The organism is Rhizobium sp. ZX09, assembly GCF_017357485.1.
Taxonomy (GTDB): domain Bacteria; phylum Pseudomonadota; class Alphaproteobacteria; order Rhizobiales; family Rhizobiaceae; genus Agrobacterium; species Agrobacterium pusense.
Genome location: NZ_CP031363.1, coordinates 1,459,763 through 1,474,204, shown reverse-complemented (window position 1 = coordinate 1,474,204; position 14,442 = coordinate 1,459,763). Strand labels below are relative to the sequence as shown.

The window sequence follows — 14,442 nt, the reverse complement described above, 5'->3', positions numbered from 1 at the left end:
CATGTCACACGTGATTACCCCTGATTTTCCGCCTATTCCCCTAGGGCGACGGCTACTCCATGCAACATGTATTGCGACATGCGGCATGACTTTCAGTGCCGGCGAAAAAAGAAATCGTAATGCAGTCATCTGCTGTCATTCCGCTGTAAGAGCGCGCTCGGCGTAGGCGCGCTGCATCTCCTCCATGACGGCACCGGTGAAGAGCAAAGCCTGCCTCGACACTTCGGCCTCACACATGCCGATCGCTGACAGGCGGGCGGCCAGGTGGCGCATTTCCTCCCGCCAGTATCGGCTTGCGGCCTCACCATTCAGCCGGTCGAGATTGCCGGCGCAACGCTTGATCTCGCTGCGCTGACGATGGACAGGAAAGCAGATGACATTCTTCATGATGCTCTCCAAAGTCCGCAGTCATAGCCCATGGCCTGAAGCTGCTTGCGTTCGCTGCGAATATGCACCCTCAAGCCCTCAGACTCCTCCCGGCTCATGGGTGGCTCGAAATCATCATCCGATTCGCGGTCTTCATGCCGTGGATCTGTATCGGTCAGATACGGCTCAAGGTTTTCGTCGCCATCAAGAAGGTCGAGGAGCGCGATAAGTTCCTCAATCCGCCTCTCCAGTTCGGCGCGGCGAAGTTGCAAGACAGCGGGGGATCGTTTCATTGGCGCCCCTCCTTCTTTGGCTTGTAGAGGCCGACCACAGCGCCAACGAGCTTGCTTTCCAGATGACCGAGAGTGAAAGGGCCTTCCGCCCAGCCACCGCACCACTGGGGTGTCATGCCTTTGCTGATAGCTTCGCTGGCGGCGGTAAGCCATTGTTCGAACTCGGCTGGCGTCGTGGTACGCATAGAGCCCACATGCCAGCGCGGCTCCTGCCCATCCTTCTGCCACGGTCCTGCGCTGTGGCGGGCCTGGCAGACGTTGCGCCGGCCACCGGTCCACTCGATGACGTAGATATCACCCACGCGCGGCGTCCGGTCTTCGGTGTCGACAACAACGACCTCTCCCGGCTCGATAAATGGGAGGCTGTGCCGGTCTGTCACTTCAAAGGCGATGCAGTGCGGCGGCAGGGTGCGGTAGACGTTCAGCGTGTTATGCTGTTGCGGGCGATTGAGGAGAGCGTTCATTTTGCCGCTCCTTCAAGCGCTGGCCGGCGGCGCTGAAACTTTGCAGTCAACGCCATGATCTCGGAAAGAAGTTCGATTTCTGCACCAGCACCGTCAGAAATGCCTTCGATACTGTCAGCCGTGGCCGGCGGCGCTGACCTATTGCTGGTCCGGTCCACAATGCCCTCGGACATGTCGCGCGCAATCCAGAGCAGGCTGTCAATGCGACGGTCAACGGGGCCGTCTTGCGCATCGAACTGAAGTTCGCAGATCACGTCCAGAAGGTCGTTTAGATTGCGGGCCGCGGAATCGAGGCAATCGGCCTTGTCGATGACGAACTTGCTCATGCCAGCTCCTCCCGGACTTCATCCACACGGCCCCGGATGAGCTCAATGCGTTCATCTATCTCATCCGACAAAGCCTGAAGGGCATCGACCGCATATTTCTCTTTCACGTCACCGCAGGCCATGAAGAGCGCGCGGTTAAGGTTCTTGGCCGTAATGATCATGTCGGCAATTTCATGCAGCTTGTGCTTTGCGTTGATGGTGGTGCTCATGCGGAAGCTCCTTCCCGGCGATGGGTTTCAAGGATGGTTTCCCACGTCTGATAGATGCGCTTGATCAGGTCTGCCGTCTGGTAGGTCGCAAAAAGCATGTCCTCGACCTGGTTGCTGGTGAGATAGTATTTGTTGCCCGTGTTCGGCTGACCCAGACAATCACCGATCAGTCGCGAGGCGATCGACGCCATGCGGGTGGCATCAGCGAGAGGATTTTCTAAGTCTGCGATATCAATCTTTGCGGGCATGGCTTCGCCAGCGGCCGGAATCGTGTTCGGCATCGTCAGTCTCCAAATTGTCGAGGGGGTTTTGTCACTCCCTACAAAGGGAGGCAGTCTTTATGCGAGCTCGAGAGCAGCACCGCCGGTCAACTGCGGCTCACGAGGAGCCGGGACAACCAGAGCCGCGCCATTGTCACGCTCGGCACGTTCGAAAGCGGCCTTCAAAGCCGGGTTGGTAAAGAGGCTGGAAAGGCGGACGTTAACTGTATTGTGCGTCATTGTTCGATTTCCCTTGTTATCATGTTGCATTATTGATATAAGGCTACATCAAACCTAAGTCAACACTTTTAATGCAAGGTTATATAAAATTGTCGATATCTCCTGCTCAGTGCCGTGCCGCTCGCTCCCTTATCGGCTGGTCGCAAGACAAGCTTTCGGAAGAATCGAAAGTCGCAAAAGCTACCATCGCTAACTTTGAGGCTGGCAAACGATCCCCGTATGAACGGACCCTCGAAGATATTCAGGAAGCTCTGGAAAAAGGCGGCGTGATATTCATTGCGGCAGATGAGATGAAAGCCGGCGGCGCTGGCGTGCGTCTTGATCACGGTACCCAAGGCGACTAACGAGAAGACCACTTATCACTACCAAAGGTGTGGTCATGATGACCATTCCTCGGGGGTGTTCGCATGACACGAATACCTCTCGCATGTGCATGACACACATACCCTAAGGCACCTGCATCATACAGGCGCCCCAAGAATTGCCACCATGGCAACACCTTCGACAGGAGAGCTTTGAATGTCCGCATTGACGTTGATCTCCTCGCAGCCGGGAATAGAGGCTGTCTCCGATCTCTCTGACGCTGCGCTCGACTACGGCCGCGCTGCGCTGTCCAGCAACACCATGCGGGCCTACAGAAGCGATTGGCAGGATTTTCAGGACTGGTGCGCACCTCGCGACCGATCGCATCTGCCGGCCACGCCTGCGACCGTGGCAAACTACGCATCGTCTCTGGCAGAGGCGGGCAAAAAGGTGCCCACCATCGCCCGCAAGCTGGCCGCCATTCGCTTCTTTCACCGCGGCGCTGGTCTGGACAACCCGACCGACAATGCGGGCGTGGCGGCCATCCTGAAGGGTATACGTCGCACAGTGGGCACAGCGGCCCGCCAGAAGGCACCGGCGACTGTCGATGTCATTCATGCCATGATGGCGCGGATCAACGCTGACAGCCTCCAGGGCAAGCGTGACAGGGCATTGCTCCTGCTCGGCTTTGCTGGCGCCTTCCGTCGATCGGAGCTTGTGGCGATCACTGTCGAGGATCTGACGTTCAGCGAAGAAGGCGTGGACGTGTTCCTGCCGAAGTCCAAGACCGACCAGGAGGCTAAAGGCCAATCCGTTGCCATCCTGAACGGCAAGGTGCTGAAACCCGCTGACAGGCTCAAGGAATGGCTTCAGGCGGCAGAGATAACCTCGGGCCCGATCTTCCGCCGATTCAATCGTGGTGACCGCCTGACGGCTGAAACGCTGACGGATCAAGCAGTGGCTCTGATCGTCAAGAAGTATGCCGATGCTGCCGGCCTCGATGTTGCGAGCCTATCCGGTCACTCACTGCGTGCTGGCTTCGTTACCTCGGCTGCAGAGAACCGAGCGAGCATATCCCGCATCATGGAAGTGACACGCCACCGAGACCCGCGCACGGTCGAAACCTATGTGCGCCGTGCCGACCGGTTCAAGGATCATGCCGGGGATGGGTTCCTATGATTTTCGATGAGAACTTTTTTGCTACCGACGCGGGGCAAATCGTTGCCGGAGCGCACAGGTACATTAGCGCCGCAAAAGAGCTTCGCTACAGCAAGACGTGGGAAGAGCGTCCGACATTTCTCCAAACACCGACGCTGAACCTACTGGCCCACGGTATCGAGCTGTTGCTGAAGTACCCATTGATTGCCGGAGGAATGACGACAGAGGAGGTCAAGCACGCCTTCGGGCACAGCATCATGAAGCTTTGGCGACAGGACGCGAATGCAACGTTGCGACAGCTTGTGCTTGATGAAGCGGTGATCGCTTGGAATGAAGCTCGGTCTTCAAACAAGTGGCCGCAGGATGACTTCGACAAATCTCCTGCTGACGAGATCGTGGCAGCGCTGGGAAAACTCGCAGAACTTCACAGCGTCAGCAGCGGCTTCGCCCTGAGGTACACCGTTGCGCCTGGCACGATTGCCCCGCGCCCTGCCTTCCTCATCGATGTGTTCGGGTACGTAGCTGAGCGATCCGTGGCAAATGGGAATTTTCCGCTTAGCTCGTAGACCAATGATAAGGCGCACGTTTTAGCCTTATGGTAACTGAGGGTTACCTTTTGCTGATCCTGATGGGGAACGAAGATGCCATATCATTGCACGCAGGCCCTTCTTGGTAACGGCTCGATCATCCTTCCTGGCAATTACGGGCGAATTGTCAGAGCGCTCGGCCAATCTCATGCCGCTGCTCTTCGAGAAAGCGTTCTGGAGCACGTAAGAGTCCAGTCTTTCCCGGCAATGCCATCTAGGTTTGAAGCAGCTTTTTTCTGCGATACGCTGGCACAGATACAAGCTTACATGGTCAACAATAACCTTCAGTTTCTGAACGTGTACGAGGTTGTGAAGACGGACGAGGACGCGACGGAAGCTCAAACTGATTTCAGGATGCTGTCTCCCTGGGGACCGGCAGACTTCTCTTGGGCTACGCAATACTGGAGCGGACAACCGCACCCTCAACATGCCGCGATCTGGCCAGGATTGCCGACCGAAACGTTCTTCGAGAGATTTAGTGCGTCCCCTCTGAGAGTTGTGCAGCGCATCCCGCTATAAACTCAAAACCGCTCAGCGTGAGCGATTTGGCATCCGGTCCAAATTCGAACTGAGTTCGATTTTGCCTCTGTAAAGTAGTGAGATTTGCTGGCGGATTGCTCCCGATAAGGGTGATTATCAATACCTTACGGAGCGAGCCCTTCGCGCTTCGCTACCTCGCTCTGCATGGCGCACTGAGCTACCTTCGCTGTGGCTGAAAGCTGGGAAAGCTCATTCGGTGTAAGCGTGAGGGTCGCGTAAAAATTGCTTCGTGTACCTGAATCCATCTTGGCGATTTTGTTGGACGCGAGAGCCTTTACCTTTGCATCATCCAGTTTAAAGCCGCACGCGTCGGCGCTTCCGATCACAGCCGCGATCTGTGTTGCCCATACAAAATCCTCATTCGCATCTGCCAAGGCCGGCGAAGCGCCGAGTAAAGCAACGATGGCGGCGGCAAGTGTCTGTCTCATGGGTTCCCCTCGAATTTCGACGGCGATGCTGTAGCAAAAGCGGATGAAGTGCAAGTCGGTCAAACTGCAACCGCGTCAGCCTCGCGCGCCATACGCATGTATCGCTGCACCGTGCCATAGCTGAAGCCAGCCTTCGCTCTGACCCATGGGAGCCATTCGCCGCGGGACATGCTGCTCTTGACCTCCAGAAACTCCTTGCCGATCTCGATCGCTTCTTGCCGGCCGAGTTGCTGCGTAGACAGATCGCCCTCGGCCTTCTGCACACGGCGGAGGAAGGAATAGCTGATTTCCTTGTCCGCCTTCTTGCCCTTGCTGTAGTAGACCAGCATCAGGTAGACGGCGCCGGCGAGCGCGTGCCGCATGTGGCTTTTCCCTGAGAGTTCTTGAACATGCCAAAGGATGTGGCCGAGCGGTATTGCGTCCCATGCCTCATACCACGATGAGAGGTCGCTCTCGATCCATGCGCTGCAGGACAGAACAAGGTCACTGACAGCCCACAGCGATGTTTCGGTGAGCAGGCCTTGATTATTCTTCGTCTCTGCCAGCGTGGACAGCACGAGGCGCATATGAGCATCGCCGTGCTTGCCTAGTATCCGGCAGATCGTGCCTATGGCTCTGGTCTGTCCAGGCGTTGGCATCTCATTGGCGGGGATGATCTCGATATCGAACTCTGCGCAGAGGCGGCGGGCGTCGGCTTCATTGGAATGAGGCAAGGCGGGATCTCCAGGCTAGGCAAAAAGAAAGGCCGTCACCTCGGAAGGCCGGCCAATCCTATGCGCCAGTTCATCCGTGGTCGCTGGCGGATATATAACAGGAGTTGATGGGTGGGCGCAATATCATCAGAATTTGTTTTGAATTGCTTTACACATGCTTTTATCGGCCGCCACTGGAAAGAAGCGCCATCATGTCGCGATGTTGGCGCCCGATCTCGGCAATTTCCTTGCGGATTTCGATCATTTCGCAGGTGAAACGACCGTGCTTATACGCGCCGTTCTTTTTCCCCTTTGGCGCTCCGGCGCGGGCTCCGTGGAACCGGCAAACCGTCTTCCCGCGTTCCGCTGGCGCCTGGCATTGGCACTTTGTCCGCTTCGACATGGCCGAGCACCGAGGCGCGAGCTGGTACGGATAAATCTTCTTGTCCATGGGATTGCGCACCTTTCTTGTTTCTACCCCGCCCCCGTGGGTGACATTGCCGATGATGGCCTGCCCGCCTTCGCCAACATAAACGTGCTCGACAACCACCTTCTGATTACCGCCATTGCGATGCTTGCGAAGGGCTTCCATCTGGGTCGTGAAGGTACGCATCAGCTTGTTGACGACACGCTCCTGTATGTCGAGTTGATCGATTGTTTCAGAGGTGACCATAGATCGTGCGTGCCGCATCGACAGTACATGCACAGTCGCCATCTGGAAGGCCAGCATTGCCTCAAGGTGGTCTCTGGGCTCGATGCCCGCCACCATCGCTATGGCGCTATTCAATTCAGAAACATCAGCTTCTTGCCCGCGTGAGAGTGCGTTTGTGACCTGAGAGATCATGGACGCGTATAGACGTTGGTCGGTGATTCCCAGCGCCTTCATGACCACAGCCATTGCCACCTCTTGCCGCGGGTGATGAAACTTCAGCATGTTGGGGAAGTGCGGCACCAGGATATATTTAGGTAGCCCATCAGGTAGGGCTAGAAATTCTTCGATGGCTTCTTTCTCGGCCGGCGTTGGATCGTATTCCGCCCTTGGTCCTGCCTTGATCTGCTCAACGGTTTCACCGGCCGCTAGGCGCTCTATCGCATCCGCCGCAAGCTTGAGCTTCTTGTCGCGAGAATTCCCGTTATCGCTAGTCATCGGTTGCTCCTGTTGGCGTGTTCGATCATGGCTTCGCGCAGGTCGAGTATCTCGTGAGCGTCAAACACATCGCTGAGCGTGACCCACTCCTTGAGGCAACGCGCCGAATAGATCGGTGGGTCGGCCATGATTGGCCGCCAGAGGAATAGGTCAACGTTCGGGGCAATGCGCTTAACGCTCGCGCTGCTTAGACCTTCGCCTTTCGCAGCCGGTTGCCACTGCCCAAAAGACCGGTAAAAAAATCGCGCAGCACCACGTCGATGACGAAGACAACAACTTCCGGAATTGCTTTCAGGTTCTGCGAGAAGTCACCATCGAGATCAGCCTGATCATACTGGCCTGAAGGTCGGCGGATTTGTGCCATGCCGATGATGTCACCAACGAGAGAAGCGTATTCATCAGGAGACAGGGTGCGGAAAATCCTGCCGATGGTGCTGATAGCGGCGGCAATCCCCTTGGCGCGCTCCTCAGGGGTGTTTCCGGCACCGCTGAAGCCCATGATGAGATCCTCAAGCTTAGCGTCTGCCGCCTCCAGCATCCGGGTTAGTCTTGCCTGAAGGCGAAGCGCGTCCGTTGCCAGCGGGGCTTCGACTTTGATTTCCATGCCTGCAATCTTGCGTTCTGCCATGTCATTTCTCCTTGATCTGGAAGGTAACGGCCGCTCTCATTTCCCCCGAATTTATCAGCGGGTTAGAGCTGCCTTTTTGTCGAATAGTGGAAGCTGCATTTGGCGGAGTGCGCAGCGAGGTTATCTCGGCCTGGATGTCGCCCTGGGCCAGGACGCCGAGCTTTTTGAGCGCCTTGCGCTTCTCGTCCGCTGCGGACTTACCTAAAGCCGCTTGCTCGATGATCGTTGCCGCAGCAGCTTTCATCGCAGCCTTATAGGCCGCCTTATTGTTTCTCATGGCGTTGCGCATAAATGGCCGCTCTGGAATGCCTCGGCTTGTGCCAAACTCGTTCCAAACAGCCTTGTTGATGTTGTCAGAATCAGCAACGCCGGCGGGAAATCCGACCTTGACTTGATTTGGACCGCCTATCAGGGACGATATCCCCTTGATGCCCTTGCCGGCCGAGCGGCGTTTGACTGTAACCATGCTCAAAGGACCATCCCCCGAATTTTCGCTGCGATGATCGTCAAGGCGTTGCGGTTTTTCAGTGCATGGCCACTTCCAGCAGATGAGCCGTAATTGATCTGCAGTTCGTCTCCAGCAACCAACTCCATGAAATCTGCGATCAGTGAAACTATGTCGCCCTCGGCACCCATGATCTGAAGCTTGCCATCGGGCGATCCTTTCAGCCCGAACGAGCCATCGGCATTGAACCGAACGTGAAAGTTCTCCAGGTCAATGGAAGGGATATCTTGGGCCAGGCTCTCGCCCCCCGAGATAGAAGCCCTCATGCTCGATATGTGGAAAGCTCGCGCGTCTGTCGCTGTTGCTTCTCCGCCTTCCTCCCAATCGTCCATTGCCCTCATCATAGGCGAGAGCATGACGGGCGTACCTACCGGGATAGGGAACGTCATGCCGCCGTTTGCCGTCATCGGCTGGTCGAGTGGCACGTCAAAGAGAACGGGCATGACTGTTGGTTGCCCGTTGTGCATTGGCCGGTAAAGAGGCTGCACATCCACTGTCCGCCCGTTCCATGCGGAGACGGTAACGCCGGGTATCGGGCCCCACATCCTATCGACGGCGGCTTGCGCGGTCTGCCCGATCGAATCGCTTGGCAGGTTCGTGTGTTTTCCCAGGTAGCCGACCATTAGAACGCATCGTCCTTCTCAAAGCGAGAAGCGCGCGGTACCGCGGCTTGCCCGACTGCTTTGCCAACTGCCCCGCCTACTGCGGCGTTCACATTCTGGACGCCTTGGACAACCACGCCGCCAACTTCGACGGTGACCGACTGATTGCGGTTATCAGTGACCTCATTTTTGGGAGGAGTGACCGTGCTCGCGCGCCGCGCGTTCTCAATGTAGTTTCGGAGAGCATCGGACTCGATGTAGGGCGCAACGCCACTGCCGAACCGGTTTTGATCGAAGCTGCTTTGCTGGCCTTCCCCGTAGACGGTCCCTCGGACCTTCTTCCGCACGTTATCAATCCAGGCGTTACCCTGATCGGTACGCTCACGCTTTGCCGGATCGTTCATGATTGAGTTTTCGCCGGCTTTGACGATCGCCGCTTCACCAGCAACGCCGATACCGACCGCCCCCAGAAGGCGGAGCAGGTTTGTCGAGCCCGCTGCGGCCGCTCCAGTGGCAAACAGCCCCACGGCACCAGCGAGACCGCGCACAGCCGGCGTTAGGCCGCCTAGGGCGACGACAGCAGCGCCACCGCCTGCCAGAGCGGCCATGACGGCTCCGATCTTGCCGGCATCGACGCCACTTAGCTCACTGAGCGACTTCGCAAAGTCTCCTATGACGCTGTCGCCGCCTTCCATCCATGTAAGGATGTCCTCCAGCACAAGCAGCGAAGCCAGCCATGGGAATTTCACAGCCGCAACGAGCTTGAGCCCGGTCTCTATCTTCGCCCAAACTTCGGAGTTTTCGTCTACCCATTTGCTGAGGAAATCGAAGTGGTTGCGGAGCCTTCCGAATACGGCGCCAGCAGCGTCAACTCCTGCTGTCAAACCTCTGCTCAGGGACTTGGACCAACGATCAATAGTTCCATCGTCGTCCAGCTTCTGGATGTAATCCATAAGGTCGCCAAGATGGCCTTTAGCGGTGTCGAAGAAGCCGCCGCGCCCGATACGACGCTGGAAATCTATCCAGCTATCGCCCAGGTTGCTCATCATGCCATTCCAGGTTTTTGACTGGCGGATCATGGCGCCTGAGAAGCGAGAGCCGAATCGGTCGCGAATGAACTTCGTGATCTCATCGGAGGTCTTGTTGACCGTCTTCGACAACTGCTTGCCGTTCTCGGTCCACGAGAAGGTCACTTCGTCACCGGCCTGAGATGCGCGGATACCAAACTCCTTGAGGCGTTCGAACTCACCCGTGCTGGCGTCTGCGATCATTTCGACCGCCTGCATCAGTCCTTTGCCCATGGCTGACGATGCGTTGCCGAGGTCTTCCAGCAGACCGGTGGTAGGATCCATGCCGTAGGCACGTAGCTTGACGAAAGCCTCCGTCAACTCGGCCACGTCATAAGGCGTCCTCTTGGCGAAGTCCGAGATCCAGTTGAGAGCCTTTTCCGCACCCTCGGCGCTGCCCTCGATGGTCTCCAGCGTGGCCGCATAGCCTTCAAACTGAGCCGATACGGAAATCACAGACTTGCCGAGCAAAGCCGCACCGCCGGCGAACGCCGTCCCAGCAGCTACGGCAAACGTGGCCATGCGGGTGACGAACTGAGACATACCGCGCTCAGCATCGGCCAGGCCTTGCTTGAATTTCTTCAGGTCGGCTTCACCTTTCAGGTCCCAGCCGAGAACGCCAATCAGCTCTTCAACGATCATAGCGCCACTCCCTTGCCGAATTTGCTCTGAACAAGCTGGCCGACCACGAAAGCGTACTGATCGGACTTCGGATCGACCGGACCCTCATCCTTGAGAACGCAGGAGCAATCCGCGCACTGCATGGTGTCTCGTATGCGCTCGATGTCCGCTCGGGCGCTGGGAACTGCGGTGGCTGCGACCGCAAGAACGGTGGTCGAGTAAGGCTCATCAACCCGGATGCGACCCTCGCGCACCATGGCGTCGATAGCCTTTTCGAATTTGCGCTTGGTCGAGAAGAAAGGCTGTTTGACGCCTTCCTGGGAGACAACCAGGCGCAGCACGCGCTGGCATTGCCGGAACGCGAAGGTGCAGCAGATATCCCTCCGGCCGGCTGCGACAAGCCGACGCTCAGCCGCGGTGGAAGGCCTTACGCCTGCCCACTCGCCAGCCTTCAGAGAGCTATCGCTGATATCCACTGCCCATGCGTACCGGATCATATTCAGTTCCTCTCGATAAACACGGTTATCATTAGCGATCGCGCCGCCAGGAGCCGTTCAGATCGGCCACCATCTGATCGTAAGCCGCCATGGACTTTGCCTCGGCGTCTGACACCTTCGGGGCGCCTACGTCCGCTCCGTCGAGGATGGCAAAATACCTCTCAGCAGGCATTCCAGAGGTCACCACGCCGCGCACGCCGTCATAGAGCGGAAGCGCTGCAGCCTGGTCGAGTGGCATACCCTTCACGCTGTCTTTCATCGTCTGGCGTTCAGCGTCGGTCATCACACGAGGTTCCTTGCCGTTGGCGCTGTCGCCAATGCGCAATTCAGAGCCGCCACGAGCGGCCGGCACCACTGCGATATGATTGCTTCGGATACCGCGCTGGATCGCGTCGTAGGCCTCGCCAGAGGGCGATACGCCAGCCGTCCAGTCGAGAGTGCATTCGTAGCCCATGGAAAGCTCTCTGGTGCCGTCCTCGATCTCTCGGATGGTGCCGGCGTCGGCTAGGAGCATAGACACGCGGACGAACTCGCCATCGCGCGCCACTTCGCCGTCGCTCCAGCCCTTTGCCACGTCTTTCCAGTTGTTGGCTGATACAGCCTGATTTGGATGCCCCAGCGTCACCGGCCGGTGAGCGAAGCTCTGCATCGTGTCGTTGCTGAAAACCTCGTCAGCGGGCCGGAAAACTCGAACCACGGGCATTTCTGGCTTGCCCACCTCTGATCCCGCGTAAAGCTGTACATTGTTCGCGCGGGCGACCTTGGCGTTTACCGTGAGATAACCGTCGCGGGTGCGGCGCTGGCCGTCGATCGTCAATTTGTCCTGAAGGTGCATGTTCAGTTCCTTTCAAGTTGAGCGGTGGCGAGGAGCCCTCGGGCGGAGACAACCCATCCCCCCGCCACCTCATGCCGACGGTTACCAGTCGCGGGCATATCAATTCTCCGGTGGTTGCTTGTGAGCGTCACGAAGGCGCTGGACGGACTCCTGATAGGCTTTCTCGGCCGCATCCTTCGGATCATTCCGCCTGATGCCATCAGCCATCACGACCGCGAACGGATCGGTGTTGACGCGCGCTGCGAGGAGTTCAAAGCGCTCATCGATGTAGGCTTCAGTCTTGCCATCAACGGCACCGTCACCGCATCGGCGGCGAACGATTTCCTTCCGGATGTCTGATGCGTGTACAAAGCCCTCGGCATCGAACGTCGGGAATATTTTCGAGGCGATCTCGGCTGTTGCCCTGATCTCGCTCGCACGGCGTCGAACCTCTTGCTCCTGGTCAGCGATGCGAGCTTTCTGAGCCTCTATCTCACGATTAATCGCGGCAATCTCAGCGTCCTTCTGCGCGATGTCAGCGATGTGACGTTTGCGGGCACCCTCGATCTCGGATTCGATCAGTGCGGCCTCGTCTTCCATAGCCTTGACGAAATATGCCACGTCAGCGTCAGTGAGCAGCTTCAGCGGCTCCTCTTTCCGGTCTGCCACTATCTGGCGCTGCCCACGCTGGAGGGCGGCCCAATCCTTGACGAACTCGGCAACCTTTGCCTCGACCCCATCGCTGAGGCCGACGCGCTGATGAGCGCCATCTTCTTTCTTGCGGTTGAAAAGCATTGTGCGGTTCCTCGTCAGTTAGCGGCCGGCGGCCACATGAAGCCGTGCACCGAATTTTTGTCCTTGCGAAATTTCGGAAGACGCACGCCGTTGATCAGGTTCGGAAGCTGGGAATCGTGCTGAATGCCAAATTCGAAGCTGGCATCGCGTGCAATCTTCTGTGCGGAGTAGAGCCAGGTGTCAGCACTCTGGCCGGCATTGGCGCGCTGCAGGCGGTCGCTGTTCTTTGCGAGCCGGTCGAGCAACTGAACGATTGCGGAGGCGTGTTTCTCGTAAGCCGCCAGATCCTTCACAAGCTGGTCGCGCTCTTCCTTCGCCGCCTCGTACTCGGCGGCGCGCGCGGCGGCCGCTTCATTGCCCTTTGCCGTTTGAAGCAGTTCGCTCAACTGATCGGCGGCGGCGTCCATGCGCTTGCTGCGAAAATTGGCATCTTCCATTTCCTTGCGGGCCGCATCAACGTCAGCGGGGCGAAGGCGAGGATTGAGGGCGCGCTGCTCTGCGGCCTTGCTGGTAGCTTCGGCGTCGGCGCTAGTCTGCTGGACTTCCTGAAGCAGCGCGGCAATGGTCTGGGAGGTTTGTTCGCCCGCGAATGCATCGGCAATGCGATCATCCAGGCTGGCGGCTTCCTTGCTCATTCGGTTCTCCTTTGCTGAGAACCATAAGACCATGCCGAGAGCTTTGGCGGTATTCGAAGAATTTGGAACTATGTGCTAGTTTTTGAACGCTTTTTCAGCGCTTTGCCCGTGGCTTCCGAAGTTCCTCCAGAAGCATGACCGCACGATCGAGATAAAACGTCACCGATGGGTGCGACCTGTCGCCGGCTCTAAAGCGATCCAAGGTCCGAATTTCGCCGTCAACCTTCATGAGAAGTGCGGGGAAGGATATCTGGAGCGGAGCGTGGCGATCGGCCTGCCTACCGATGCCATACGTCTTTGCCCACGCTCGAATTGTCTTGTCACCAACACAGGCGAAATGCATTGCCGTCTCAATCCTAATGACCTCTGACGGTAGCATTGGCACCGGCAGCTTTCGGCCGCCGGCGATGCCACGCTGCATTTCGTCGTGGTCGAGGAGAGAGGGGGCCGGATTAGTCAAAAGGCATCCCCGATGATGTTCTCGCGCGCCCAGGCGACATACCGATCGAGGACAGCGCCGGCATCCTCGCCAGTGCATTTCCGATACGCTTCCTGCGTTGGCTTGTCGGTCACCGCCCACCCGAGAATGTCGAGCGTGCGATAATCCACCGCCGAAGCTTCATCAGCGATAATTGGCATTCTCGTTACCTGATCGCTCATGCCACGCCTCCATTGCTCTCGCGAATGAATATGCCGAGAGATTCGCTGCGTGAGACGGGTTGCCCTTCGTTCCGGTCGATCCATCGCCAAGCCGCGCTATGGGTGTTGAATGGCCCCGCGATTTCTACTTCGTCAGGGTGTTCAACAACGAAGTAACCAGTGCCACTTCCTATTCCGCGCTCGACTACGATCATGACCATTTCTCCCGCACCTTAGACAGGGCCGAAATCATCAAATCGAGGTTGGCCCGGCCAATGATTGAAATCGTCTGATCACCTTCGGCGTATCCCTCCTGGGTGATCCAGATAGTGTCGTCGAAAACTTCAAAGGTGACATAATCCTGGTGAGGGATAACGGTAATCTTCTCACCGGTCTCGCTCTGTTCACTCATGCGACTCGCCTTCCTTGAAAGTTGCAACAAAATCCACGGTGCTTGCCGTGTCTATAAAATGGAAAAGCTGAAGGGTGATAATCGTTGACTGGATAAGGGCAGATCAGGATGCCTTTGCCGCCATTCACATCGCGTCGATTATTGTCATATCCGGTGGATTTCTTTTTCCACCTCTTTGGCCGAGGGTCATAAGCTTGACCAAATGCGAACCCTG

At 57.5% G+C, this 14,442-nt stretch carries 24 protein-coding genes; 3 read left to right on the top strand and 21 right to left on the bottom strand.

Annotated elements, in window-relative coordinates; translation table 11 throughout:
* Nucleotides 1-135 precede the first annotated feature (135 nt).
* The 7 genes from BTN45_RS07345 to BTN45_RS07315 are packed head-to-tail and all read right to left on the bottom strand — an operon-like array spanning nt 136 to nt 2,158.
* Complete coding sequence (locus tag BTN45_RS07345; protein ID WP_107339330.1) at nt 136-387, bottom strand: DUF6074 family protein; 252 nt, start codon at nt 385-387, stop codon at nt 136-138.
* Complete coding sequence (locus BTN45_RS07340) at nt 384-659, bottom strand: hypothetical protein (protein ID WP_107339331.1); 276 nt, start codon at nt 657-659, stop codon at nt 384-386. Before BTN45_RS07340 ends, BTN45_RS07345 begins: the two co-directional genes overlap by 4 nt.
* Nucleotides 656-1,123, bottom strand: coding sequence for a S24/S26 family peptidase (locus tag BTN45_RS07335; RefSeq protein ID WP_107339332.1), 468 nt, complete (start codon nt 1,121-1,123; stop codon nt 656-658). The genes BTN45_RS07340 and BTN45_RS07335 overlap by 4 nt, the downstream gene beginning before the upstream one ends.
* Complete coding sequence (locus BTN45_RS07330; protein WP_107339333.1) at nt 1,120-1,449, bottom strand: hypothetical protein; 330 nt, start codon at nt 1,447-1,449, stop codon at nt 1,120-1,122. Before BTN45_RS07330 ends, BTN45_RS07335 begins: the two co-directional genes overlap by 4 nt.
* A complete protein-coding gene (locus BTN45_RS07325) occupies nt 1,446-1,658 on the bottom strand; it encodes a hypothetical protein (protein ID WP_107339334.1) in 213 nt (70 codons plus the stop codon). Before BTN45_RS07325 ends, BTN45_RS07330 begins: the two co-directional genes overlap by 4 nt.
* Nucleotides 1,655-1,939 carry a hypothetical protein gene (locus BTN45_RS07320; RefSeq protein ID WP_107339335.1) on the bottom strand — a complete coding sequence of 95 codons (285 nt, stop codon included), beginning with the start codon at nt 1,937-1,939 and terminating at the stop codon, nt 1,655-1,657. Before BTN45_RS07320 ends, BTN45_RS07325 begins: the two co-directional genes overlap by 4 nt.
* Before the next feature lie 57 nt (nt 1,940-1,996).
* Nucleotides 1,997-2,158, bottom strand: coding sequence for a hypothetical protein (locus tag BTN45_RS07315; RefSeq protein WP_172874330.1), 162 nt, complete (start codon nt 2,156-2,158; stop codon nt 1,997-1,999).
* Nucleotides 2,159-2,247: 89 nt separating this feature from the next.
* On the opposite strand from BTN45_RS07315, the gene BTN45_RS07310 reads away from it, so the two are divergent.
* The 3 genes from BTN45_RS07310 (at nt 2,248) to BTN45_RS07300 (ending at nt 4,185) form a co-directional block, all read left to right on the top strand.
* Nucleotides 2,248-2,502 carry a helix-turn-helix transcriptional regulator gene (locus BTN45_RS07310; RefSeq protein WP_107339413.1) on the top strand — a complete coding sequence of 85 codons (255 nt, stop codon included), beginning with the start codon at nt 2,248-2,250 and terminating at the stop codon, nt 2,500-2,502.
* A 175-nt stretch (nt 2,503-2,677) separates the two neighbouring features.
* Entirely contained in the window at nt 2,678-3,640 is a 963-nt protein-coding gene (locus tag BTN45_RS07305) for a site-specific integrase (protein ID WP_207589581.1), read from the top strand.
* A complete protein-coding gene (locus tag BTN45_RS07300) occupies nt 3,637-4,185 on the top strand; it encodes a hypothetical protein (RefSeq protein WP_207589579.1) in 549 nt (182 codons plus the stop codon). The genes BTN45_RS07305 and BTN45_RS07300 overlap by 4 nt, the downstream gene beginning before the upstream one ends.
* Before the next feature lie 665 nt (nt 4,186-4,850).
* Here BTN45_RS07300 and BTN45_RS07290 read toward each other — a convergent pair.
* The 14 genes from BTN45_RS07290 to BTN45_RS07230 form a co-directional block, all read right to left on the bottom strand.
* Nucleotides 4,851-5,174, bottom strand: coding sequence for a hypothetical protein (locus tag BTN45_RS07290; protein ID WP_207589577.1), 324 nt, complete (start codon nt 5,172-5,174; stop codon nt 4,851-4,853).
* Between the two features lie 59 nt (nt 5,175-5,233).
* The gene (locus BTN45_RS07285) at nt 5,234-5,887 is read right to left on the bottom strand and encodes a DUF3102 domain-containing protein (RefSeq protein WP_246751680.1); all 654 of its coding nucleotides are present in this window, start codon (nt 5,885-5,887) and stop codon (nt 5,234-5,236) included.
* A 160-nt stretch (nt 5,888-6,047) separates the two neighbouring features.
* Nucleotides 6,048-7,013 (bottom strand): hypothetical protein, encoded by a 966-nt coding sequence (locus tag BTN45_RS07280; protein WP_246751679.1) that lies wholly within the window; start codon nt 7,011-7,013, stop codon nt 6,048-6,050.
* Nucleotides 7,010-7,141, bottom strand: a complete 132-nt coding sequence (locus BTN45_RS26635) for a hypothetical protein (protein WP_281434748.1) — start codon at nt 7,139-7,141, stop codon at nt 7,010-7,012. Before BTN45_RS26635 ends, BTN45_RS07280 begins: the two co-directional genes overlap by 4 nt.
* A gap of 59 nt (nt 7,142-7,200) precedes the next feature.
* Entirely contained in the window at nt 7,201-7,641 is a 441-nt protein-coding gene (locus BTN45_RS07275; protein WP_177319138.1) for a phage tail assembly chaperone, read from the bottom strand.
* Between the two features lies 1 nt (nt 7,642).
* Nucleotides 7,643-8,107: a hypothetical protein gene (locus tag BTN45_RS07270; protein ID WP_207589673.1), complete on the bottom strand. Its 465-nt coding sequence runs from the start codon at nt 8,105-8,107 to the stop codon at nt 7,643-7,645.
* 2 nt (nt 8,108-8,109) lie between these two features.
* The gene (locus tag BTN45_RS07265) at nt 8,110-8,769 is read right to left on the bottom strand and encodes a Gp138 family membrane-puncturing spike protein (protein ID WP_207589576.1); all 660 of its coding nucleotides are present in this window, start codon (nt 8,767-8,769) and stop codon (nt 8,110-8,112) included.
* Nucleotides 8,769-10,457: a tape measure protein gene (locus tag BTN45_RS07260; RefSeq protein ID WP_207589575.1), complete on the bottom strand. Its 1,689-nt coding sequence runs from the start codon at nt 10,455-10,457 to the stop codon at nt 8,769-8,771. Before BTN45_RS07260 ends, BTN45_RS07265 begins: the two co-directional genes overlap by 1 nt.
* On the bottom strand, nt 10,454-10,933 hold the full coding sequence (locus BTN45_RS07255) for a hypothetical protein (protein WP_207589574.1): 480 nt from the start codon (nt 10,931-10,933) through the stop codon (nt 10,454-10,456). The genes BTN45_RS07260 and BTN45_RS07255 overlap by 4 nt, the downstream gene beginning before the upstream one ends.
* 31 nt (nt 10,934-10,964) lie before the next feature.
* Nucleotides 10,965-11,768, bottom strand: a complete 804-nt coding sequence (locus BTN45_RS07250) for a DUF2213 domain-containing protein (protein ID WP_207589572.1) — start codon at nt 11,766-11,768, stop codon at nt 10,965-10,967.
* A gap of 99 nt (nt 11,769-11,867) precedes the next feature.
* Nucleotides 11,868-12,542: a hypothetical protein gene (locus BTN45_RS07245; RefSeq protein WP_207589570.1), complete on the bottom strand. Its 675-nt coding sequence runs from the start codon at nt 12,540-12,542 to the stop codon at nt 11,868-11,870.
* Nucleotides 12,543-12,556: 14 nt separating this feature from the next.
* Complete coding sequence (locus tag BTN45_RS07240; protein ID WP_207589568.1) at nt 12,557-13,177, bottom strand: hypothetical protein; 621 nt, start codon at nt 13,175-13,177, stop codon at nt 12,557-12,559.
* A 456-nt stretch (nt 13,178-13,633) separates the two neighbouring features.
* Entirely contained in the window at nt 13,634-13,816 is a 183-nt protein-coding gene (locus tag BTN45_RS07235; RefSeq protein ID WP_207589566.1) for a hypothetical protein, read from the bottom strand.
* 211 nt (nt 13,817-14,027) lie between these two features.
* Complete coding sequence (locus BTN45_RS07230; RefSeq protein WP_207589564.1) at nt 14,028-14,228, bottom strand: hypothetical protein; 201 nt, start codon at nt 14,226-14,228, stop codon at nt 14,028-14,030.
* Nucleotides 14,229-14,442 lie beyond the last annotated feature (214 nt).

Coding starts and splice junctions, on each gene's coding strand:
- BTN45_RS07315 (WP_172874330.1), bottom strand. CDS start 2,158: ATGACGCACAATACAGTTAACGTCCGCCTTTCCAGCCTCTTTACCAAC.
- BTN45_RS07280 (WP_246751679.1), bottom strand. CDS start 7,013: ATGACTAGCGATAACGGGAATTCTCGCGACAAGAAGCTCAAGCTTGCG.
- BTN45_RS26635 (WP_281434748.1), bottom strand. CDS start 7,141: ATGGCCGACCCACCGATCTATTCGGCGCGTTGCCTCAAGGAGTGGGTC.
- BTN45_RS07230 (WP_207589564.1), bottom strand. CDS start 14,228: ATGAGTGAACAGAGCGAGACCGGTGAGAAGATTACCGTTATCCCTCAC.
- BTN45_RS07340 (WP_107339331.1), bottom strand. CDS start 659: ATGAAACGATCCCCCGCTGTCTTGCAACTTCGCCGCGCCGAACTGGAG.
- BTN45_RS07250 (WP_207589572.1), bottom strand. CDS start 11,768: ATGCACCTTCAGGACAAATTGACGATCGACGGCCAGCGCCGCACCCGC.
- BTN45_RS07305 (WP_207589581.1), top strand. CDS start 2,678: ATGTCCGCATTGACGTTGATCTCCTCGCAGCCGGGAATAGAGGCTGTC.
- BTN45_RS07235 (WP_207589566.1), bottom strand. CDS start 13,816: ATGCCAATTATCGCTGATGAAGCTTCGGCGGTGGATTATCGCACGCTC.
- BTN45_RS07330 (WP_107339333.1), bottom strand. CDS start 1,449: ATGAGCAAGTTCGTCATCGACAAGGCCGATTGCCTCGATTCCGCGGCC.
- BTN45_RS07245 (WP_207589570.1), bottom strand. CDS start 12,542: ATGCTTTTCAACCGCAAGAAAGAAGATGGCGCTCATCAGCGCGTCGGC.
- BTN45_RS07325 (WP_107339334.1), bottom strand. CDS start 1,658: ATGAGCACCACCATCAACGCAAAGCACAAGCTGCATGAAATTGCCGAC.
- BTN45_RS07255 (WP_207589574.1), bottom strand. CDS start 10,933: ATGATCCGGTACGCATGGGCAGTGGATATCAGCGATAGCTCTCTGAAG.
- BTN45_RS07260 (WP_207589575.1), bottom strand. CDS start 10,457: ATGATCGTTGAAGAGCTGATTGGCGTTCTCGGCTGGGACCTGAAAGGT.
- BTN45_RS07265 (WP_207589576.1), bottom strand. CDS start 8,769: ATGGTCGGCTACCTGGGAAAACACACGAACCTGCCAAGCGATTCGATC.
- BTN45_RS07300 (WP_207589579.1), top strand. CDS start 3,637: ATGATTTTCGATGAGAACTTTTTTGCTACCGACGCGGGGCAAATCGTT.
- BTN45_RS07320 (WP_107339335.1), bottom strand. CDS start 1,939: ATGCCGAACACGATTCCGGCCGCTGGCGAAGCCATGCCCGCAAAGATT.
- BTN45_RS07335 (WP_107339332.1), bottom strand. CDS start 1,123: ATGAACGCTCTCCTCAATCGCCCGCAACAGCATAACACGCTGAACGTC.
- BTN45_RS07345 (WP_107339330.1), bottom strand. CDS start 387: ATGAAGAATGTCATCTGCTTTCCTGTCCATCGTCAGCGCAGCGAGATC.
- BTN45_RS07270 (WP_207589673.1), bottom strand. CDS start 8,107: ATGGTTACAGTCAAACGCCGCTCGGCCGGCAAGGGCATCAAGGGGATA.
- BTN45_RS07275 (WP_177319138.1), bottom strand. CDS start 7,641: ATGGCAGAACGCAAGATTGCAGGCATGGAAATCAAAGTCGAAGCCCCG.
- BTN45_RS07290 (WP_207589577.1), bottom strand. CDS start 5,174: ATGAGACAGACACTTGCCGCCGCCATCGTTGCTTTACTCGGCGCTTCG.
- BTN45_RS07240 (WP_207589568.1), bottom strand. CDS start 13,177: ATGAGCAAGGAAGCCGCCAGCCTGGATGATCGCATTGCCGATGCATTC.